At 38.4% G+C, this 20,024-nt stretch carries 18 protein-coding genes and 2 pseudogenes; 7 read left to right on the forward strand and 13 right to left on the reverse strand.

The window, feature by feature from the left end; genetic code table 11:
* Positions 1-46: 46 nt before the first annotated feature.
* Both CYJ36_RS07750 and CYJ36_RS07755 read right to left on the reverse strand, forming a co-directional pair.
* Positions 47-1,969, reverse strand: a complete 1,923-nt coding sequence (locus tag CYJ36_RS07750) for a vWA domain-containing protein (RefSeq protein ID WP_101566458.1) — start codon at positions 1,967-1,969, stop codon at positions 47-49.
* Between the two features lie 12 nt (positions 1,970-1,981).
* Complete coding sequence (locus CYJ36_RS07755) at positions 1,982-2,872, reverse strand: ATP-binding protein (RefSeq protein ID WP_101566459.1); 891 nt, start codon at positions 2,870-2,872, stop codon at positions 1,982-1,984.
* Positions 2,873-3,208: 336 nt separating this feature from the next.
* Here CYJ36_RS07755 and CYJ36_RS07760 point away from each other — a divergent pair, with 336 nt between their 5' ends.
* From CYJ36_RS07760 to CYJ36_RS07770, 3 genes are read left to right on the forward strand one after another with little or no spacing between them, the layout of a single operon-like run.
* A complete protein-coding gene (locus tag CYJ36_RS07760; protein ID WP_101566461.1) occupies positions 3,209-4,705 on the forward strand; it encodes a spore germination protein in 1,497 nt (498 codons plus the stop codon).
* A complete protein-coding gene (locus CYJ36_RS07765; protein ID WP_101566463.1) occupies positions 4,705-5,826 on the forward strand; it encodes a GerAB/ArcD/ProY family transporter in 1,122 nt (373 codons plus the stop codon). The genes CYJ36_RS07760 and CYJ36_RS07765 overlap by 1 nt, the downstream gene beginning before the upstream one ends.
* Entirely contained in the window at positions 5,823-6,917 is a 1,095-nt protein-coding gene (locus CYJ36_RS07770) for a Ger(x)C family spore germination protein (protein ID WP_101566465.1), read from the forward strand. The genes CYJ36_RS07765 and CYJ36_RS07770 overlap by 4 nt, the downstream gene beginning before the upstream one ends.
* Positions 6,918-6,947: 30 nt before the next feature.
* Here the strand turns inward: CYJ36_RS07770 and CYJ36_RS07775 are convergent, their stop codons facing one another.
* The 4 genes from CYJ36_RS07775 to pdxR all read right to left on the reverse strand — a co-directional run bounded on the left by CYJ36_RS07775 (position 6,948) and on the right by pdxR (position 10,851).
* Positions 6,948-7,247 carry a heme biosynthesis protein HemY gene (locus tag CYJ36_RS07775; protein WP_101566467.1) on the reverse strand — a complete coding sequence of 100 codons (300 nt, stop codon included), beginning with the start codon at positions 7,245-7,247 and terminating at the stop codon, positions 6,948-6,950.
* A 22-nt stretch (positions 7,248-7,269) separates the two neighbouring features.
* Positions 7,270-8,280, reverse strand: a complete 1,011-nt coding sequence (locus CYJ36_RS07780) for an LLM class flavin-dependent oxidoreductase (protein WP_101566469.1) — start codon at positions 8,278-8,280, stop codon at positions 7,270-7,272.
* Between the two features lie 108 nt (positions 8,281-8,388).
* Positions 8,389-9,384 carry an LLM class flavin-dependent oxidoreductase gene (locus tag CYJ36_RS07785; RefSeq protein ID WP_101566471.1) on the reverse strand — a complete coding sequence of 332 codons (996 nt, stop codon included), beginning with the start codon at positions 9,382-9,384 and terminating at the stop codon, positions 8,389-8,391.
* A 27-nt stretch (positions 9,385-9,411) separates the two neighbouring features.
* On the reverse strand, positions 9,412-10,851 hold the full coding sequence (gene pdxR / locus CYJ36_RS07790; protein WP_101566473.1) for a MocR-like pyridoxine biosynthesis transcription factor PdxR: 1,440 nt from the start codon (positions 10,849-10,851) through the stop codon (positions 9,412-9,414).
* Between the two features lie 142 nt (positions 10,852-10,993).
* On the opposite strand from pdxR, the gene CYJ36_RS07795 reads away from it, so the two are divergent.
* The 3 genes and pseudogenes from CYJ36_RS07795 (at position 10,994) to CYJ36_RS07805 (ending at position 12,041) form a co-directional block, all read left to right on the forward strand.
* A complete protein-coding gene (locus CYJ36_RS07795) occupies positions 10,994-11,194 on the forward strand; it encodes a hypothetical protein (protein WP_101566475.1) in 201 nt (66 codons plus the stop codon).
* 276 nt (positions 11,195-11,470) lie between these two features.
* Positions 11,471-11,638 (forward strand): annotated as a pseudogene (locus CYJ36_RS24635) (6-phospho-3-hexuloisomerase); the annotation flags it as partial.
* A 1-nt stretch (position 11,639) separates the two neighbouring features.
* Positions 11,640-12,041, forward strand: a complete 402-nt coding sequence (locus CYJ36_RS07805) for an SDR family NAD(P)-dependent oxidoreductase (protein ID WP_101566477.1) — start codon at positions 11,640-11,642, stop codon at positions 12,039-12,041.
* Positions 12,042-12,076: 35 nt separating this feature from the next.
* Here the strand turns inward: CYJ36_RS07805 and CYJ36_RS07810 are convergent, their stop codons facing one another.
* Entirely contained in the window at positions 12,077-12,652 is a 576-nt protein-coding gene (locus tag CYJ36_RS07810) for a YitT family protein (protein WP_308315269.1), read from the reverse strand.
* 118 nt (positions 12,653-12,770) lie between these two features.
* Positions 12,771-13,601 (reverse strand): VanW family protein, encoded by an 831-nt coding sequence (locus CYJ36_RS07815; RefSeq protein WP_101566554.1) that lies wholly within the window; start codon positions 13,599-13,601, stop codon positions 12,771-12,773.
* Positions 13,602-13,925: 324 nt separating this feature from the next.
* Between CYJ36_RS07815 and CYJ36_RS07820 the strand changes: the two genes are divergently transcribed.
* Positions 13,926-15,860, forward strand: coding sequence for an LTA synthase family protein (locus CYJ36_RS07820; RefSeq protein ID WP_101566479.1), 1,935 nt, complete (start codon positions 13,926-13,928; stop codon positions 15,858-15,860).
* Positions 15,861-16,086: 226 nt separating this feature from the next.
* Here the strand turns inward: CYJ36_RS07820 and CYJ36_RS07825 are convergent, their stop codons facing one another.
* From CYJ36_RS07825 to CYJ36_RS07845, 5 genes and pseudogenes are all read right to left on the reverse strand, one after another.
* A complete protein-coding gene (locus CYJ36_RS07825) occupies positions 16,087-16,647 on the reverse strand; it encodes a superoxide dismutase family protein (protein WP_101566481.1) in 561 nt (186 codons plus the stop codon).
* A gap of 77 nt (positions 16,648-16,724) precedes the next feature.
* Positions 16,725-16,961: a DALR anticodon-binding domain-containing protein gene (locus CYJ36_RS24790; RefSeq protein WP_101566483.1), complete on the reverse strand. Its 237-nt coding sequence runs from the start codon at positions 16,959-16,961 to the stop codon at positions 16,725-16,727.
* A gap of 405 nt (positions 16,962-17,366) precedes the next feature.
* A pseudogene (locus CYJ36_RS07835) lies at positions 17,367-18,109 on the reverse strand (SDR family oxidoreductase).
* The gene (locus CYJ36_RS07840) at positions 18,087-18,740 is read right to left on the reverse strand and encodes a TetR/AcrR family transcriptional regulator (RefSeq protein WP_101566485.1); all 654 of its coding nucleotides are present in this window, start codon (positions 18,738-18,740) and stop codon (positions 18,087-18,089) included. Before CYJ36_RS07840 ends, CYJ36_RS07835 begins: the two are co-directional and overlap by 23 nt.
* 184 nt (positions 18,741-18,924) lie before the next feature.
* The gene (locus tag CYJ36_RS07845; RefSeq protein ID WP_101566487.1) at positions 18,925-19,938 is read right to left on the reverse strand and encodes a C40 family peptidase; all 1,014 of its coding nucleotides are present in this window, start codon (positions 19,936-19,938) and stop codon (positions 18,925-18,927) included.
* Between the last annotated feature and the right edge of the window lie 86 nt (positions 19,939-20,024).

Here is a 20,024-nt window from a genome sequence, read left to right on the forward strand (position 1 = left end):
CAAACGAAGCGGCACAAAACAAAAAGAGTGTCTTTTTCAGACACTCTTAAGCGTGAATACTTTTTTGCAGCAATTTTTTCAGAATCGGAAACAGTACTTCTGGCAGTTTCTCAATGTCAGGAACGACAATACTGAACTTGCCGTAAATGTTTTGAATCGTTTTTTGCTGCCCTTCGTCAATTTCTCCATTTGCAAGAAAAATATTGATAACCTCAATCCCCCGTTTTCTTGCTTCAAGCACGGCTTCGTGTGTGTCAATAATCCCGTTTTGTTCATAGCCGGCTGCAGCGGGCTCTCCATCAGAAAAGACAAGCAAGAATTTTTGGCTTTCTGTTCTGGATAAAAGCTGCTTCGTCATATGACGGATCGCATACCCGTCACGGTTATCTTCTTCAGGTTGGAGCTGCAGGATTTCGGGTCCTCTTTTTTTCTGCAGAGAAGAAGGAAAATCAATCACTGTTTTAAAATGATTTGGCTGCTTTGTTTCAGTTGCTTCATTTGTATCTTCCCAGAATCCAACAACTTGATGAACAACTGATACAGATTTCAATGCTTCATGAAACAGGGTAATCCCAAGTTTTGTCTGTTCCATCTTGTCAAACATAGAAGCGGAGCAATCAACAAGCAGACAAAACGCTGCGTCAATTTGTGCAGAAGGCTGTTTCTTTTTATAAAATAAACGCGGATTTTCGTCCGTTAGAAGCTTCAGCAGTTTTTTGCTTAATCTTCCCGTATGCAAATCGCTTCTTGGTGATATCTTTTTATGTTCAAGCGTTTTTTCAATCATTTGCTTTAGTTTCTTTTGGAAAGGTGCAATGACTTCTTTCTTTTCGGTATAAGCATTTTGATCAGATGGACTTGGCTTGTCTGGTGAAATAAAGACAGGATAAGCATATTTGTTTTCTTTCCCAAAGGCTTCACTGTCTCCACGTTCTTGTTTATTTTCGGCGTTTTCCATCGCTTCTAGCTTCGAGTAATCATTACGTGCTGTTTTCTTTGATGATCCTTGAACCATGCCAAGTGCCTGATCTCCATCATCGCCTTCCCTGACACCTTCACCGAGGAGGTTTGTTTTGCTGCCCTGCTCAAGGTCAAACTGAAGGAAACTTTTCGTTGCCTCACTTGTTTCACGATGCCAAGTTGGCAATTTATCTTCATGAATGTCTTCGTCATCTTCTTTTACCTGCTCTAATATATCATCATTTTTAAGCTTTGATTTTCTTTTCAAATCATCAAAGGTTAAGCCAGATTCCGCATCTGAGTAATTTAATAAAGGAAGATGAAAGTACATATTCAGCATGTCTTTTTCAAGTATGTCTTCCAGAACCTCGGAAATGGTTAAAACGATTTTGCTTATTGCAGCTGTATCCTGTGCTTCATATAGGTTTAATAGCTGAGATTGAATAAATGGAACCGCAAGATCGATCGAATTTGTAAGCTTAGGAAATTCTTCAAGTGGAGAATCTGATGTCGCTTTTAAGTAGAAAGCATTAAATAGAGCATCTGTATAAATGCTTCTCTCCTGATTAATCGTTAACTGGCTTTTGAAGAATTTTCTATACATGGACCGTCTGCCGGAAAAAACGGGCGATGTACCAGGACGTTCACGCTTGCACTTTTCCTCTAACCGCAGATCTTCAAGCATGACAAACAGCTGTTTTGCAAAACTTGAATAGGTAAGCTTTTGCGCCGCTGACAGAAATCGGTCAATGGCTTGAAAATCAGAGTACTTATAGCTCCCGATACTTCTTAAAAAGACGTCGCTTTTCAAACCATTGACCATGTCCGGGCGAGGACGGTTATCCCAAAAATGGCTGATGTACACTTTTTTAATTAATGGATCGAAATACGACTGTACTGCAAATTCAACTTCAGTCTCTTCATTTTTGGTCAGTGTCTTTGCCAGGTCTGAAAGCTCCATGAACAGGAACGAATCAACACGTTTGTCATTAAATTTAATGTACTTCATAATCAGGCCCCATTACACAAAAAGAGTTTCTGCAATATTTTGAATCGCAGCCTTTTCCCTGTCATCTTCAAGTTTTTCTGTAATGCCCCTTGAAATGGCACGAAGCGGCGGCATGTATACGGCAAGGTCGCATGTATCAATAAGTGCTCTTACAGAGGCTGCTTCTTCTGAGATTTGCCCGTTTTGAACTTGTGTTATCAAATCAGAAGATAATGTGACAAACTGGCTGATCAGCTTTTCATTTGTAAGCAAAGACTGAGAACGCAGAACTGTTTTTAGCTGCTCTCCCTGAATATAAGGCACATCAATCACAACGAAACGATTTTTCAATGCTTCATTCAAAGGAACAGTACCGACATATCCTTCATTGATTGCGGCGATGACGCCAAACCCATTGCTTGCTCTGATCACTTCGCCTGTAAACGGATTTGTGATCATTTTACGGTAGTCTAAAACCCCGTTTAAAATCGGCAGTGTTTCCGGCTTTGCCATATTTATTTCATCAATATATAAGAAAAGGCCTTTTTTCATAGCGTGAATGACAGGTCCTTCAATAAATTCAATTTTTGTTAACGACTCTTCCTGCGCGATCGTTTTATAGCCGAGCAGCGCTTCCGCGTCTAAATCAACGCTGCAGTTGATGCTGTGCATTGGCTGTCCGAAAAGATTTGACAGCGTTTCAGCAAGTTTTGTTTTTCCGGAACCTGTAGGCCCTTTCAGCAAAACATTTTTCCCGAGTGACAAAGCAATGATGGCATCAAATAAAATCGCATCGTCTGAAGGCATGTAACCGCCTTTTCCAATGAGGATCGCATCTTCGCTGTCTTTATATATTTCCGCTCTTTTATTTATAGCTGACAGTATTTTTTCTGGGAGATTTAAAGCTTCTAATTGTGATGTCATAGTATGGTTTTTCCCTTTCCTAGTACAATTTCTCTGACCAAGTATACTAGAAATCCGCTGTGTACTCAAAGGTATTGATTACTGTAAACGCGTTCATGCCGATAATGAATAATGTAATTGATCTTTCAACTGCAATCAGTGCTGATTTTTTAAACGCCTTTTTACAGTTAACATATAAAGGAAAAGAAAAAAGACCCTTAATTAAGCTCTTATTCCGTTACAAAAAAAATTGGCCAGAACTATATTGCGAATAAATAGAAGAATTACAGTGAACAATAAATGCATTACTGCCTATTAAACACGGCTAGTTCATTGATTTACAGGTGAGGGATGTTTATGTTTTGGAATAAGAAAAAAAGGGGTTTAGTGCAGCAAGAAAGCACGAAGCAAACACTGGCTCTGGAAAATCAGCCCTTATCTATAGAAAAGTTTAAAAAAATGCTCGAAAAAATGGATGACGCTGAAATTATTGAGCCTGAAAAGAATGACTTTCATAAGCTGACACTGATCTATATAAGGACCTTAATTGACCTAGAGCGTTTGAATGAAAGTATTATTGAACCACTTAATAGATCAGCACAAGAGCAAGTATTAAAAAAGATTGCTGCATCAAAAATTACGGAAGTTACCTCTATCGCTGAAGCAAATAAACAGCTTTTTTCAGGGGCTGTTTTGATATATGATCCTGCTAATAATGTTTGGGCTGCTATTCCGCTTAAAAACCCTATAGGCAGATCAATAGAAACTTCAGAAACAGAGACAATTTTATATGGTGCTAAAGATAGTTTCAGTGAAAATATTGAAGATAATATTTCATTGATTCGACATAGGCTTCCAATTCCGAGATTAAAAACGGAAAAATTCACTGTCGGATCTTTAAGTCAGTCCACCGCAGTCATCATGTACATAGAAGGCCTGACCAATCCTGAATTTATAGAGACGGCAAAAAAGAAGATTGAAGAAATTAATTTTGACCTTTTTTTTGACTCTTCTCAGCTGGCCGCTTTTATGGAGGAGAACGGTAACAGTATCTTCCCCCAATTTCAGCAAACGGATCGGCCGGATGTTTGTGCTTATTCGCTCGGTCTGGGTAAAATTACGATTCTATTAGACAATACTCCTTTTGTGCTTGTAGCGCCGATCACTTTTTTTCACTTGTTTCAATCACCAGAGGATTACATAAACCGATGGCCAGTTGCCAGTTTTTTAAGATGCATTCGTTACTTGAGCTTTTTTATTTCAATTACTTTAATCCCTTTTTATGTTGCATTAACTACATATCATTATCAGATGATTCCCCTTCAAATTTTATTTGTCCTGATGGAATCCAGAACAAAACTGCCCTTCTCCCCTTTCTGGGAAGCCTTTCTAATGCTGATTATCTTGGAGATTATTAAAGAGGCAAGCTTAAGAATGCCGACAAAATCCAGTCAAACCCTTGGTGTAATTGGGGGTATAGTCATTGGTCAAGCTGCCGTAGAAGCAGGCTTTGCCAGTAAAGTATTAATTGTCATAGTTGGAATATCAACGATTGCATCTTTTTTAATCCCAAATTATTTAATGACAAAAGCAAATTCCCTGATCCAATTTGGCTTTCTGATTTTATCTTCTTTTTTTGGAATCTTTGGCATTGCGATTGGTTTGATTTTGCTTTTTGCTCACCTAAATGGACTAAATTCTTTAAAGGAACCTTATTTTTCACCGGTTGCCCCCTTCTATGGAAAGGATTGGAATGATCTATTCATACGAGGTCCGCTGACAAAAATGAAAGAGCGTCCTGAACATTTGCATCCTGTTCAGAAACGGAGATACAGTCAAAGGAGATTGAGATAATGAAACCTATTTCTCTATATGATCGAACGTATGCCTTTAACGGTGTGTACATTATGCTTATGACAAATAGGCTTCAGATGCTCTATTTCTTTATTATCTTGCCAATGTACTTGATTCACCCCTATATGATTTGGGGAATTATCGGGGTTGGCATTCTTTCACAGTTAAATTTGATTTTGCTGTCTAAATGGTTTCAATCTGAGTATTCTAAAAAAGGATATCAAGGATTTATCGAATTAATCGGCAAGCGCATGGTTCGATTTTTTTCTTTCCTAGGATTGTTTTTCATTCTTTTAAAATTAATAGTAATCGTGCTAGGTTACGCAGAGATTGTAGAACAATTTATCTTCCCTTCCATGAACAGCAAGTGGCTGATCCTTACGATTTTGCTCGTTTGCTTCTACGTTGCCTCGCTGGGAATGGAAAAAACCATTGGCTTTGCAGTGATTGCCTTTTTTTGTACAGCTTGGATCATTCTCTTATTTTATATTTTTTTCCTTCCTCCAAATGCTTCTGTTTACGACCTTTACCCTCTCATACCGTTTGATTGGCCGGACGGTTCATGGAAAAGTTTATTGTTGATTTGGTCATCTTTGTCAGGACCTGAATATTTAATCTGTTTAGCAACTTGGCTGAAGCCAAATCAGAACTTCCTTAAATATCTCTCTTTTGCAAATGCCATGACGATTCTGGAATACTTACTTTTATTTATTGCTTCCTTACTGTTCTTCGGAGCAGATTATTTAAGCTTCAGTAAATTTCCTATTGTTCATTTGGCACGATATCTTCAATTTCCTTTCATTGAGAGAATCGATATCATTTTAATTTCGATCCTTTTTTTTAACGCCATCTTTGCGGGATCATTGTTTTTATTGTATTTTTATGGCGGCTTAAAAATTGCTGCTGCAAAATTGAATCAACAATCCAGCAGGGTCGGTTTTTACGCCTGTTTTATTATTATATTTATCTGTCTCTATCTTTCTGATGAATGGCTTAGTCAATTTGGAATGGAACAGAGTGTATTATTGAACATTCAAATTTGGTCAGGAGCTTTAACTTATTTACTTGTTCCGTCTTTCTTATTTTCAGCCATGAAACGAAAAGGACGTGAAAAGACATGAGTAAACTAAAAAAAAGGACTGCCAGCTTACCGCTTATCTTTATGATTCTATTAACCGGATGCAGTCCCTTTATCGAGAATAATACGATCGAAGAGATAGCACCCGTTACTTTTTGGTCTGTCAGTTCTGGTGAAAATGATCAAGTAAAATTAAGCACAATAACCCCGCCCCTGCTCAAAGAAAAGAAAAGGGTCATTACGATGCAGGTGGACCTTTTAAAACAGGGAAGCAAAAATTTTAATTTGAATTATTACCGCGAAATAAAATCAGGACAAGTTCGAATGCTCATCATTTCTGAAGATTTCGCTAAAAAAGGAATTACCTTTTTAATTCATACTTTGCTTGCAGATCCTGATATTTCACAGCGCATCTATTTGGTAGTCGTAAATGGGAACTTTGATGAATATCTTCAAAATCATCTGGAAAAGGAAGAAAACATTGACTATTATTTATACCGTATGCTAAAGCATTATGAGGAAAATGACCAAGGGGAAATCACAATTGCAAATTTGCATGAATACAAAAATAAATTATATACACCTTACTCTGATCCTATTCTGCCTGTATTTAAAATTGAGGAGGACAATTTCGTATACGCTGGAACAGGTATTTTCAGAAATGACAAGCTTCTTTATACCCTCTCCTATTTAGAGGATCAAATCTATCAGCTGATTGATAACAATTACTATTTAAAATTCCTTCCGCTGTCATCTTTCTCTGCTGTACTTGGGCAGGTCCGCTCAGATGTGAAGATCGATCTGAACCCCAGCAGAGATATCCTTTCATTAAATGTTAAATTACATGCAAGACTTGAGGAGTACAGAGGAGATAAAAACCTTTTCAATGAAAAAGAATTAACGACGCTTACTAATGAACTGGAAGCATATTTTGAAATACAGACAAAAGAATTAATCACAAAGCTGCAAGATTTAAAAGCAGATCCTATTGAAATAGGAAAACGCATTAAAACACCTTTTACTAAGCCGCCTACTGAAAAAGAGTGGCTGCAAAAATGGGGAAAATTGAAAGTGGAAGTGAGCTATCAGCTTGATATCGAGCCTCTAACAAATATGAAAAATGAAAAAGAATGAAACCTTTTACGGTTTCACTCTTTTCATCATTTAATGTCTATGAGTGCCTTTTTGTGAGTTTGTTATGACAAATCCTGGATCGGGCACATAAAAATACTGAATCCATACGCCGTCTAAAAAGTCTTCGCGCTGATCAAGAAGCACATCAATCTCTTTATCTGTCTTTACAATTTCATCATGCTCAGTCGGTGTATCAAGCGCTATGTCATAATGAGCGTGATCGCCGTGCATTTCAGTCACAACGACACGTATCATTTTACCTTCAGCTTCTTCCGTACTCAGCAGCTTTTTTAATTCTTTTGCAGCATTACGATTTATTTTGCAGTTCATGTTCTCTTCCTCCGGGTGCCTTTTACTTGAAAAGCTGTGAAACAATTTCAAATGAGCGCAAGCGTTCCTGATGATCATAGATTGAAGCATTGACCATAATTTCATCTGCACCTGTCTCATCTAAGAACTTCTCTAATTTGCCTTTTACTGTGCTTGCGCTTCCGACAATTGATGAACCGAGCTGCTGATGAATGGCTGCTTTTTCATATGCTGTCCAAAGCTCTTCCATATTATCAACAGGAGGCTGCATTTTGCCTGGACGATTGCGGACAAGGTTTAAAAATTGCTGCTGCATCGTCGTTGCCAGATAAGCTGCTCTCTCATCGCTGTCTGCAGCTACCACATTCGCACCTACCATAGCATAGGGTTCTTGAAGCACTTCAGATGGTTTAAAGCTGCTTCGGTAAAGACGCATCGCTGGAATGGTATGCTCCGGTGAAAAATGGCTTGCAAAGGCGAAAGGCAATCCAAGTCTTCCTGCCAGCTGTGCACTGAAACCGCTTGAACCCAGGAGCCAAATTGGAATGTTTAGCCCTTGTCCTGGTACAGCACGAACATGCTTAGCTTCTGTCGGATTAAAATAGTCTCTCAATTCTTCCAGCTGTTCTGGAAAATCTTCTCCATTGCTCATGTTTTCTCTGCGAAGAGCACGGGCTGTCAGCTGATCCGTACCGGGAGCTCGTCCCAGTCCAAGGTCAATCCTGCCCGGATAAATGGATTCCAGCGTTCCAAACTGTTCTGCAATTACTAAGGGAGCATGGTTTGGAAGCATGATTCCGCCTGAACCAACGCGGATCTTCGACGTTCCTCCGGCAACATGTCCAATTAACACAGCTGTAGCCGAACTTGCGATGCCCTCCATGTTATGATGTTCTGCAAGCCAGAAACGGTTATATCCCCATTTTTCCGTATGCTGAGCAAGGTCCAGTGTGTTTTTAAAAGCTTCACTTGGTGTACTGCCTTCAACAACTGGAGCAAGATCCAGAACAGACAATTTCACATCTTTTTTAAAATTTATACTTTCATTGGACATCTCTTTGTCCTCCTTCAACAATTACCTTATCTATAAACAACGATATTGTATCAAGTATTATTGATGAATGAAAACAAAACGACTTGGATGAAAATTGGATTATCTTTGCTAAAGCTCAAAGGCTTCAGCAAGAAGCTCATAAGATTTAAGTTTGTCTTCAAATCTGAAAAGATTGGAGATCACCATGCATTCATCTGTTTTATAATCTGCTCCGATACGAAGCAATTCATCCTTCACTTTTTGAGGTGTGCCAATAATCATGCGATCTCGGTTTCTGTTTATTTTCTCTTTTTCTTCAGGAGAAAAATCAATCTTTTTCACTTCTTCAGGTGAGGGGATTTTTGTATTTCCTCCCTTTTCCACATTTAAAAGCCATGCATCCTGGCTTAATGCCAGATATTCAGCCTTTTCTTCTGTTTCTGCACACACAACAAAAATACAAAAATTGGATTCAGGAGATGTTAATTGTTGTGTGGGCTGAAATTGTTCCAAGTAATCTTTCATAGCTTTTCTCCCGCTTGCAGGATTGATAAAATGTCCATAAGTAAATGCCAAACCATGTTCCGCTGCAGTCCTTGCTCCCCGAGGTGAAACACCTAACAGCCACATATCTGGAGAAGTTTCCGAATCAGGCATTGCTAGTACTTTTGAATATGCATGATCCACTGGCAGCGACTGGCTTAAAAACCCTTGCAGATCCTGGAGCTGCCTTGGAAATTCATTTAAGCTCTTTCGTATTCCATCAGTCAGTGCAAGACGGGTTTCAGCAGCACCTCCGGGTGAACGTCCTATGCCTAAGTCAATTCGGTTTGGAAATAGAACTTCAAGCGTATTGAACGTTTCAGCAACTTTAAAAGGACTGTATTGCGGAAGCAGCACGCCGCCAGATCCGACTTTGATCCGGCTTGTACTTGAGGCAATGTGAGATATTAATATTTCCGGAGCCGTACTCGCTAATCCATTTGTGTTATGATGCTCAGCTACCCAAAAACGAGTGTAGCCAAGGTCCTCGGCTGCTTTTGCTAATTGCAGGGTCTGCTTCAGGGCATTTCTTGCACTGGAACCTTCTGAAATAGGTGACTGATCTAGAATACTTAGCTTCATTGCTTTTTCTCCTCTTAAGCTGAATTCTTATTTTTGATGAAACAGAGCCTCTGAAAATGCAGCAATGGCTGTGTCGATTGATTGTTTGGCCGCACGTCCAAATGTGAATCTGACAAATCCCTTTTTCGAACCGAGAGCACTTCCAGGCGTATATATCATCCCTTTATCTACTGATTGATTAAATAGTTTTTCATCATGATGTGCAGGTTTAATCCGGCACCATAAGTGAATCCCGCCTTTTGGAACTGTATAATCCACTTGACCGGGAAGATGCTTTTCAATAGCTGAAACCAGTAAATCCCTTCTGTCTTTTAATTCAATCTTTAACTGTTGAAGATGCGGATCGAAAAAATCTGAAATCAAAAACTCTCTTGCCAGCCAATCCGAAAAAATGCTTGATCCAAAATCGATTTGCTGTCTGGCATCTGCTAATCGTTCAATAATTTGTTTTGGAGCCAAAATCCAGCCGATTCTCATGCCTGAGGATACCATTTTTGACAGTGAGCTGATATAGATTACAATGCCATGTGAATCTTCGGATTTTAAGGTTGCTGCGCTTTCATTCTCAAAAGACAATAAGGAGTATGGATCATCTTCAACGATTGGAATTCCAAACTCATAAGCAGTTCTGAGAATTTTTTTTCTTCGCTCAGAATGAAGAACGGCACCAGTTGGATTTTGATAAGCGGAACTTAGAAAAATCATCCGAACCCGATGCTTCATATAGGCATCATTAATAGCTTGGGGATTGACGCCATTTTCATCCACTTCAAGCAATATGGTCTTAATGCCAAGAGATTTGAAAATAGGCAATGTATATGTATATGAAGGATTTTCGATCGCAACAGCATCACCTGGTTTCAATAAACACTGAATAATAAGGTGCAGAGCCTGCTGAGCTCCTGATGTAATAAGGATGGATGATGGCGTGCAATCTATATTTTTATAGGTTTTCATATGACTCGCTATTGTTTCTCTCAATTTCATATTCCCATGCGGATGATCATAGCTTAAGGGATTATCAAAATGCTGATTCTTTAATAGGTGCTGAAATTGTTCGTTTGGGAACAATTCCGGTGATAACTGCCCGGTAGCCAAATCAATCAGATTTTTATGATGAGTTTCTTCTGCGATTCGCTGAATGATCGGAACATTTGGCAATAGTGTCCCGGCTATAAGCATGCGGTTCCAGTTCGGCAATCGTCCGCTTGAATCGTCATGATTTACCTCACGGACCAATGTGCCGCTCCCTTTCTTGCTGATTATTAAATCTGATGCACTGAGTTCAGCATAAGCAGTTGCAACCGTGCTTCGGTTTACCCCTAAGTCCTCTGCTAACCTTCGTTCAGAAGGCAGTCTGCTTAAAGGAGGCAGTTCTCCGTTGCGAATCTGCTCTTCAAAAAACTGAACGATCTGTTTATAGATTGGCTGCTCACTTAAACGGTTGGGCTTCCATTCTTTCGTCATCACAATCAACTCCTAACATACATAATGGAACAATTATAAAAGTGGATGGCATCAAAATATGAAAATTGGATGGCCTCATCTCTTGGAACACATGTAAAATGATTGATAAGAGTGGAGATCTTATACAAAAGGAGTCAATAAAGTGTCAATTTGGATCAGTGTCATTATTATCTCTATTATTAGTTTAGTCGGGTTAATAGTAACCATATTAATCGGACAGAATCAAGCAGTTGAGACTTATCGTGAATCAACGAAGGCCAGAATGAAGAATTTATCCGCTATTTATATTGTCAGCATTGCTCTCGCTTTGATTTTACTCGTTGTATTTTTTGTGAATTTATAATTTTTATAGGGAGAAGAAATGAATCCTGATCTTACTTCAAAATGGCTAAAACTAATGAAACATCATCATAAAGAGACGTTCCATCATTCTTTCAGGGTTGCCTCTCTTACACGCGCAATACCACAAGAAATGGGTTTTTCTCTTAAAGAACAGAACCTATTCCGAATAGGTCACTTCTTCATGATATTGGAAAATTACACACCGATTCAAAACTTCTCAGAAAAAAGAAAAACTAAATCAGAAAGAGCGGGAATTGAACAAAAAACACCCTATTTTCAATTGCCTGGATCTCCTAAAGATCAAACAAGCATTGAAAATCCAGCCGATGGGCCCCTTTTCGAACAAACTCTTCAGCTGTTCTATGATGCGATTATCTTAAGGTTTTTGGAGAAAAAGGGATTAGATTCCGAAACGATGTACGGAAAACATGGAAATCTAGAATAAAATGAAAAGGCAGAAAGACCGCGGATTAATTGCGGTCTTTCTGTCTCCACTTTCTAATAGGAGTGATAGATATGGGTTCATAAATGGAAAAAAAGCCATTATTACCGGTGCTGGAAGGGGCATAGGCCAAGCAGCTGCCATCGCACTTGCGAAGGAAGGCGTTAATATTGGGCTTATTGGCCTGACTTTAGCCAATCTTGAAAAAACAGCTGAGGAAATAAAAGAATTTGGTGTAACACCAAGCACAGTTGCTACTGATTTAGCGATTGAGACGAATCTGACTGACGGAAATCCGGAATCAGTCATGAAGCCTGAAGATCTAGCTGAATTCATGGCTGCTCAACTAAAACTTAATTCACGCGTTTTTGTCAAAACATCAGGTTTATGGTCAACAAATCCATAAAAATAGTCAAGCACATCCCATTTGACTCTGCTTTTTCAGTGTTCAGAAGGTTTCATGATAATGTGAGTTATCAATCCGATTATTCCAATTGCCACACATGAAAAGAAAAAGCTTCTCAATCCCAACGTTTTATACCCTGCGGCTGCTACAAGGCCGTCTATAATTAAGATCGAAATGCCAATATTTAATTTTGTACGGTCTGAAATAAGCCGTGCCAATAAGTCAGTTCCCCCAGTGCTTGTATCATTTCGAAGCATGACCCCGATACCGATTCCTATTAAGCCTCCTCCTATCAGAGAACTTAGAAAAATCGGCAAAGTAAATTGAGTTCTCAATGGATCCAGCAAATCAATAAAAAATGCAGATATCAATAAACCGTGAATACTGCTGTAAAAATACACCGGTTTGAAAAACCAAGAAAAAAAACAAAGAGGCAAGCTTAAAAATAGAATGCATAAACCCGTTTTATAATCAAAATAGTAATGTAAGATCAAGGCTATTCCATCAACTCCGCCATCAATCAAATGATGCGGAACTAAAAAGCCATTGATGCCAATACTGATCAATAAGCTTCCTATAAGTATGGCTGCTATTTTTTGAGTGATAATCATCATCACCTTGCCTAAGAAAAGATTCTTCTAATCATATGTCCAAGCATTGATAATCAGAAGTATCTTTTTTCCAGCAAAGTAATTCCCTAAAGAAGACAACCAGGGAATCGAAATTTATTTAATTTCGTGGATCAATCCTCTTTTCATACTCAACTTCTCTAGTGGAGAAAATGACGACAGTAACACTCCCGCCATGCATAACGGCCCGGATCAATACAGGCTCGCTGTACTTATTCGTGAATCGAAAATCAGGTCCATACCAGCTTACCGTTGCATCTCTTCCCGCTGGTACATATGGAACACGTCTGCTGTGGGAGTAACGCTCTACCACTTTTAATCCCGCATTGTCAATCGCATTAAATAAAGTAGAAGAAACCTGGCAAATCCCTCCTCCAATCCCTTCTGAAAGTTCTCCTCTCACGATGATTGGAGCACGCAAATAGCCTCTTGCAGCTGTTCGATTTCCGACAACTGTATTGAACGAAAACGTTTCTCCGGGGAATACGACTGTATTATTGATGGATTCTGCAGCAAGAGAAATATTTTGAGACCGATGTTTATTGTTCTTATTAAAAAAAGTCACATAACTTCCGATTCGAGTTGTCCGAATGTTTGCAAGCAAATTTTTGTCTACTTTTGGATACAGTTTCATTCTAGGAGCTTCTATACTTGCTGAACTGTTTCCAAAAAAATAAGTATGAAACTGCTCTTTAAAGTTTTCACGATGCAATCGATAGCCGTTCTTCTCAGGGATGATTTTTCCGCTCCGGTCAATTGCTGCATTTACGGGTGCCGTATACATTTGATTGTCTAGCTTGTTCATTAAATTATCCAATTTAGTTTGATCAATCATCAAGAACTCGGGTAAAAGCACAGCAGTTTCAGTCCTGTTCACTTTTTCGATAACCTGATCCCTATGTTTAATGGTCAAACTGTCATCCGTTTGCATTTGCTGGGACGTCAGAAAAAGTGCTGCAAGTAAAAAAATTTTCAATTATAATCACCCCCAATTTTACTTTGTATTTTGGAGAGCGATTTTATGTAATGATCCTTAATAATTAAAGGTGGAAAATAAAGCATAAAAAACAAAGTTCATTTCAGATGCTTGATAGATTACGATTGTTTGAATTGATAAAAAATTGACTTTTGGCATGCAATTGCGGTAAGATACTTCTTATCTTTTGCTGAACAAATCCTTGCTTCTAAACTCGCAGCAGGGATCTATTTAATTTAACATAAAACTAACTTAATTGATTACAAGAGGTGTCAAAAAATGAAAAATGTATTTGCTAAGAGTTTTCTGAGTAAGCATCTTGGTTTCTTTCTTTTAGCAGTCGTTCTGTTATGGATAAAAACATATGCTGCTTACCGAATTGAACTTAACTTAGGGATTGATAATTCGATTCAGCAGTTCTTGCTGTTTATTAATCCAATCAGCTCAGCAGTCTTATTTTTAGGACTCGCGTTATTTGCTAAAGGAAGAAAAGCATTTATTTGGATGATCGTCATCGATTTCTTAATGTCCTTCCTTTTATATGCAAATCTTGTTTATTACCGATTCTTTAATGACTTCATTACAGTTCCAACCATGTTTATGACTAAAAATGCAGGTGATTTAGGACAAAGTCTTGGAGCTTTAGTCAAACCATATGATGTGCTGTACTTCCTGGATCTAATCATTTTAATGGTTCTCGTTTTCGGAAAGTTTGTGAAGCCGGAGCCTGTGAAATTGAAACGCAAAAAAGTGTCGGCTGTTCTTATCTCAGCTGTGATCTTATTCGGAACAAATCTTGCTTTAGCCGAAATGGATCGTCCGCAGTTATTAACACGCACGTTTGACCGTAACTACCTTGTAAAATACTTAGGTATGTATAACTATACGATTTATGATGCCATTCAAAGCTCTAAATCATCCGCACAGCGTGCACTTGCTGACGGAAATGATGTGACAGAAGTAGTGAACTATGCGAAAGCAACTCATGCTGAGCCTAATCCGGAATACTTCGGGAAAGCAAAAGGCATGAACGTGATTTATATTTCACTTGAGTCTTTGCAAACCTTCGCCATTGATTACAAAGTCAATGGCGAAGAAGTAACACCTTTCTTAAATTCTTTAACAAAAGATAAAAACACACTTTACTTTGATAATTTTTTCCATCAGACTGGTCAAGGTAAAACATCGGATGCTGAATTTATGGTGGAAAATTCGTTATTCCCTCTTCCGCAAGGGGCTGTTTTTACAACAAAAGCAGAAAATACGTTTCAGGCAGCACCCGCGATTCTTGACCAAAAGGGTTATTCTACAGCGGTTTTCCACGGTAACTACAAGTCATTCTGGAACCGTGATGTGATGTATAAGTCACTTGGATATGAGCAATTTTTTGATGCAGCGCACTATTCAATGAACGATGAAGATGTTGTCAATTACGGACTTAAGGACAAACCTTTCTTTGAAGAATCGATTCCGCTGCTTAAATCAATGGAACAGCCTTTCTATACGAAGTTTATTACATTAACGAACCACTTCCCTTATCCTATCGATGAAGCGGAAGCAACAATTGATCCCCTGACAACAGGCGATGGATCTGTTGACCGTTATGTACAGACAGCACGTTATATGGATGAATCCATTCAGCAATTTTTCGAGGATCTTAAAGAATCCGGTTTATATGATAATACAATGATCGTAATGTATGGTGACCATTACGGCATTTCTGAAAATCATAATCAAGCAATGTCTCAAGTTATAGGAAAAGAAATTACGCCGTTTGAACATGCTCAGCTTCAGCGGGTTCCTCTTTTCATTCATGCACCAGGACTTGAAGGCGGCAAGCAGCACCAATTCGGAGGAGATGTTGATATTCGCCCTACTCTTCTTCACTTGCTCGGCATTGATTCAAAAGAGTATATCCAAATGGGTACAGATTTATTATCTAAAGATCATCAGCAAGTTGTCCCATTCAGAAATGGCGACTTTGTCACACCTTCTTATACTTCAGTTGACGGCAAATATTACGATACTGCGACTGGAGAATCTCTAAAAGAAACGGAAGAGATTAAACATACAGAAGAAATGGTCGATAAAAAACTAACCCTTTCAGACCAAATTGTTTACGGTGATTTACTGCGTTTCTACAAGCCTGAAAATTTCAAGCCTGTCGATCCAACTGATTACCGTTATATGGGTCCTGATGAAACGAAAGAATAAAAAAAAGCTGATGAGATCTCTCATCAGCTTTTTTATGGTTAATGTTTACTCTCATACAAGGGAAGCGGAAATCTAAAAAGGCTGTGATTCGCAAATTTAGGGTACTTAATGATTATGAATGTGGCCCTTTTTTCTGCTTACAAGCCTTTTGTGGGATTCATTGAGCATCATTGTGGGATTCAATCCAATTAGCTTGAAACAATTTCATCGCGATTTTTTGCTATTCTTAGCTTACAATAGCTCCGCAGGCTATACGGCTCCCTGAATTGCCTGCAGGATCCGTTTTGTAATCATCTTCTTTTTCGTGAATAATAATGGCACTTCCGTCCTCATCCAGCAAAGAATTTTTTTTCCCTTGCTGAAGGGTTACCTCTGCTGAATGAAGCTCAATATCCACTTTGCCATTTTCATCGATTTCAATGTTCGGCAGATCTCCTGCATGAAATCCTTTAGGATTATCATACCCATGCTGCTTTTTAGAAGGATTGAAATGGGCTCCTGCAGACTCGAAGGATGGCTTTTCGCATTTCCCTGTTTCATGGATATGGATCGCTTTTTTACCTGGTTCCAATCCTTCTGCTTTTAAACGGATATTTACCCCCACAGACGCTTCTGTCAGAGTTGCTGTTCCAATCTTAGCACCTTCACTGTTCACCATTTCAACATTTATTGGTGCAACAGCCTTTTCATTCACAGGCAGCGATTCTTGCTCTCCTGTTGAAGCCTGGCATGCGCCCAAACTTAAGGAAACTCCAATAATTGCCGTGTACAGCAATTTTACTTTCATTTGATTCGTCCCTCCATCCTAAATTCTTTAGCATGATAGCCATTAAAAAAAATTTTTATAACGATGGGAGGACTATTCTATAGAAACTTACATTTTTTAGGAGTTTGAATCCCCAGGATGCCAAGTCCCTCCTTTAATACATTCGCTGTACATTGCACAAGATATAGCCTCGAACTGAGATATACATCCTCATTTAGAATTTTCACTTTTGTATAATAAGAATTAAACGCTCTGCAAACTTGCAGTAAATATTTTTCGAGGATGGAAGGGTCGTACTTTTCAAATGAAAAATGAATGGTGTCTTGGAAACATATTTATTGAAATCTTTCCTCTATAACGATTTGACGCGCTAAATATGATTGTAAAAATGTTTTTGAAAAGAACCTAAAATAAAAACACCCGTCTCTTTAATTATTAAAAGAGACGGGTGTTTTCCCGCGGTACCACTCTGATTGTTCAAACCTGTACCGCTCGCAGCGTGTTATCGGGCAGCAGCCCGGCATGCCCTACCCTAAAGTTTCAGGCATGCTCCTTACAGTCCATTTTAGGCTTTCACCGTCCCTAAATCGCTAAGAAACTGAAACATGTATGATTACTCACTTCATCATTGGATTTTTATATTAAGAGTAATTATATTCCTTTTACCCTAAATTGCAAGAATAATTATTATCTTTTCATGCCAGCAAAAGAAGTCGAACCATTTCTCTGTAAATATTACTTTAAATAAATCCGCCATTTACTCGGATCGTTTGGCCAGTAACCCATTGAGATTGTTTACTGACAAGAAATTCTATCACATTAGAGATATCTTCTGGTTCACCTAAACGTTTAAAAGCGTTCATTTTCTTCATTCCCTCAATTTGCTCCACTGTTTTTCCTATATTGAATAGTTCAGTGTTAACAGGTCCAGGGGCAACAGCATTAATAGTAATCTTTTTAATGCCGAATTCTTTTGCCAATTGTCTCGTGAATTGTTCCACTGCCCCTTTCGTTCCTGAGTAGATACGTAGGCAGGGAACATCATACCATTTACAGATGTAGAAATATTGACAATACGGCCTTCGTCTTCCATATATTTCATCGCTTGTTGACAAGCAAAAAAGGTACCTTTTGCATTGATTGCAAATTGCTTGTCAAAGTCCTCTTCTGTTGCATCCTGCAGAGGTTTATTTATCATAATCCCTGCATTATTTATAAGAATATCGATTTTTCCGAAAGCGTTAAGAGTTTCTTTAAATAAGGATTGAATATCACCAATCTTACTCATATCAGCTCTTAAAGAAATTGCTTCTCCTCCATTTTCCTTAATCTCTTTAACCACATCTTCCGCTTTATCTGAACTGCTTGAGTAGTTAATTACAACTTTTGTTCCCAATCCTGCTAATTGTTTAGATATCACTTTTCCAATCCCTCTTGAGGATCCTGTAATGATTGCTACTTTACCGTTTAAATTGTTGACCATCCTCTATATCCCCTTTATTATCTTTCGTTTTATTGACTAAGAATCCTTTGGTTATGAGCATCCACACATTTTCAAATTCATCTCCAATAGCTTCATACTTCCATTCATAGGCATGAGACGGATGATGAAATCTTGAAGTTGCATGAAAAACAGCTTGAGAGAAATCATTTAAATCCTCAATGTTTGTAAATATCTTTGTCTTTATTCCCTTTTCAATTATTAAATTCATTTGCTGAATCATGCTTTTAACATGTTTATTAATAAGATCTGCAGTTTCAGCAGTGACTTCCGCATACATTTCAAACATTTCCGGATCACTTTCTGCGTGAATTTGTTTAAGTGAAATCAGTTTAAGCAGGTATGATTTTAATAAGACATCAGCAGATAAAGCATCAAAATGGATAAGTAAACGATTAAGTGGAGCAACAATTTTTTCCTCTAGCCATCTTTCTGTTACAGCTTCTCTTAATACCATTTTACTGGGATAGTGTCTATAGATCGTACCATGACTCACATTAAGGGCTTTCGCTATATCAGTTACTGATGTTTTCTTAGGACCAAACCGCCTGAATGCAGTTTCAGCAGCATCCAATATTTCTTTTTTACTTAGAAAGTTATTTTTTTTCTCCATAATAGCTGAACAAAATAGTATTGTTCTCACACCTCCTACTAAGAATTTATCATAACAAATAACAAATGACAAATATATTATTTTGTCATTTGTTATTCAATGCCGGAGAACTTCCCAAGATCAGGCACAGTATATGATCTAATAAACTTCCTCTATAAAAAAAAGAAGCCTCAATGGCTTCTTTTTATAAGTATCTTTTAGCTCCAAGGTATCTTGCTTTCCAATAAGAATTGTCCATTTTAGAGATTGTAACTCCTGATGAACTAGCGTGAATAAATTCTCCATTGTCAAGATAAATTCCCATATGTGATGGGCCTGCCTTGTATGTAGTGAAATAAACGAAGTCACCTTTTTGAGGAGAGCTAACTGCAGTCATCTTATCCCAATATCCAGCTGTGCTTAGACGTGAAACAGATGTCACTTTATTCAGTACATAGTACATGAATCCGCTGCAGTCAAATCCAGATGGAGTGTTTCCTGCCCAGCGATAAGGCACTCCAATATGTTTTTTAGCTTCAGCAATCATCGTGTCAATTTTACTGTTTGCAGATGGCTTTGTTTCTTCCACCTTACTTGGGGGTGCTGCGCTTGAGCCTTTGACTTGCAGCGTCTGGCCTGCATGAATGACATCAGACTTTAGGTTGTTCATTGTTTTTAATTCAGCTACTGTCAGATCAAATTTATTCGCAACCTTCCATAGTGAATCACCAAGCTGAACTTTATAAGCAGAAGTTGCAGGTTCAGGTTTTGGTGCAGCCGGTTTAGGCTGAGAGGGCTGTGGCTGTGCGGTTGCCTTGTTTACCTTTAACGATTGTCCGGGACGGATTAAGTCTGACTTTAGACCATTTAGGCTTTTTAACTCACTGACAGATACTTTATGGTCTCTTGCAATCACCCAAAGGGAATCACCAGATTTTACTGTATATGTAGATTGTTGAGCCGGTGCAGCAGGTTTCTGAGCACTTGAAGAAGGCTTTTCAGAAGTTCCAGGAATTTGCAGGATTTGTCCAGCAAAAATCGTATCCTTAGACAGTTTGTTTGTTAGTTTGATAGCATCTACTGTTGTTTTATACTCGCGTGACAATTTCCATAACGAATCGCCTTTTTGAACGGTAACACTGTCTGCAGATGCTGCGGAACCAAGCAAGCCGGAACCAATCACTGCTGTAGCAGTTAACCCTATAATTTTCTGTTTCATTGTTCGCTAAGTACCTCCCTCTATAAATATTGATATATCAACGGTTTGACCCGTTGGTGGGATGTCAAAAAAATATTTTTCGACAA

The organism is Bacillus sp. UMB0893, from assembly GCF_002858905.1.
GTDB lineage: Bacteria > Bacillota > Bacilli > Bacillales > Bacillaceae > Bacillus_P.

What these genes read in the sequence shown, in the direction of transcription:
- CYJ36_RS07815 (WP_101566554.1), bottom strand. Translation starts at nt 13,601, where the DNA reads ATGCAAACGGATGACAGTTTGACCATTAAACATAGGGATCAGGTTATC.
- CYJ36_RS07770 (WP_101566465.1), top strand. Translation starts at nt 5,823, where the DNA reads ATGAGTAAACTAAAAAAAAGGACTGCCAGCTTACCGCTTATCTTTATG.
- CYJ36_RS07820 (WP_101566479.1), top strand. Translation starts at nt 13,926, where the DNA reads ATGAAAAATGTATTTGCTAAGAGTTTTCTGAGTAAGCATCTTGGTTTC.
- CYJ36_RS07780 (WP_101566469.1), bottom strand. Translation starts at nt 8,280, where the DNA reads ATGTCCAATGAAAGTATAAATTTTAAAAAAGATGTGAAATTGTCTGTT.
- CYJ36_RS07840 (WP_101566485.1), bottom strand. Translation starts at nt 18,740, where the DNA reads ATGGAGAAAAAAAATAACTTTCTAAGTAAAAAAGAAATATTGGATGCT.
- CYJ36_RS07760 (WP_101566461.1), top strand. Translation starts at nt 3,209, where the DNA reads ATGTTTTGGAATAAGAAAAAAAGGGGTTTAGTGCAGCAAGAAAGCACG.
- CYJ36_RS07845 (WP_101566487.1), bottom strand. Translation starts at nt 19,938, where the DNA reads ATGAAACAGAAAATTATAGGGTTAACTGCTACAGCAGTGATTGGTTCC.
- CYJ36_RS07805 (WP_101566477.1), top strand. Translation starts at nt 11,640, where the DNA reads ATGAAAAGGCAGAAAGACCGCGGATTAATTGCGGTCTTTCTGTCTCCA.
- CYJ36_RS07785 (WP_101566471.1), bottom strand. Translation starts at nt 9,384, where the DNA reads ATGAAGCTAAGTATTCTAGATCAGTCACCTATTTCAGAAGGTTCCAGT.
- CYJ36_RS07775 (WP_101566467.1), bottom strand. Translation starts at nt 7,247, where the DNA reads ATGAACTGCAAAATAAATCGTAATGCTGCAAAAGAATTAAAAAAGCTG.
- pdxR (WP_101566473.1), bottom strand. Translation starts at nt 10,851, where the DNA reads ATGACGAAAGAATGGAAGCCCAACCGTTTAAGTGAGCAGCCAATCTAT.
- CYJ36_RS07810 (WP_308315269.1), bottom strand. Translation starts at nt 12,652, where the DNA reads ATGATTATCACTCAAAAAATAGCAGCCATACTTATAGGAAGCTTATTG.
- CYJ36_RS07755 (WP_101566459.1), bottom strand. Translation starts at nt 2,872, where the DNA reads ATGACATCACAATTAGAAGCTTTAAATCTCCCAGAAAAAATACTGTCA.
- CYJ36_RS07765 (WP_101566463.1), top strand. Translation starts at nt 4,705, where the DNA reads ATGAAACCTATTTCTCTATATGATCGAACGTATGCCTTTAACGGTGTG.
- CYJ36_RS07750 (WP_101566458.1), bottom strand. Translation starts at nt 1,969, where the DNA reads ATGAAGTACATTAAATTTAATGACAAACGTGTTGATTCGTTCCTGTTC.
- CYJ36_RS07825 (WP_101566481.1), bottom strand. Translation starts at nt 16,647, where the DNA reads ATGAAAGTAAAATTGCTGTACACGGCAATTATTGGAGTTTCCTTAAGT.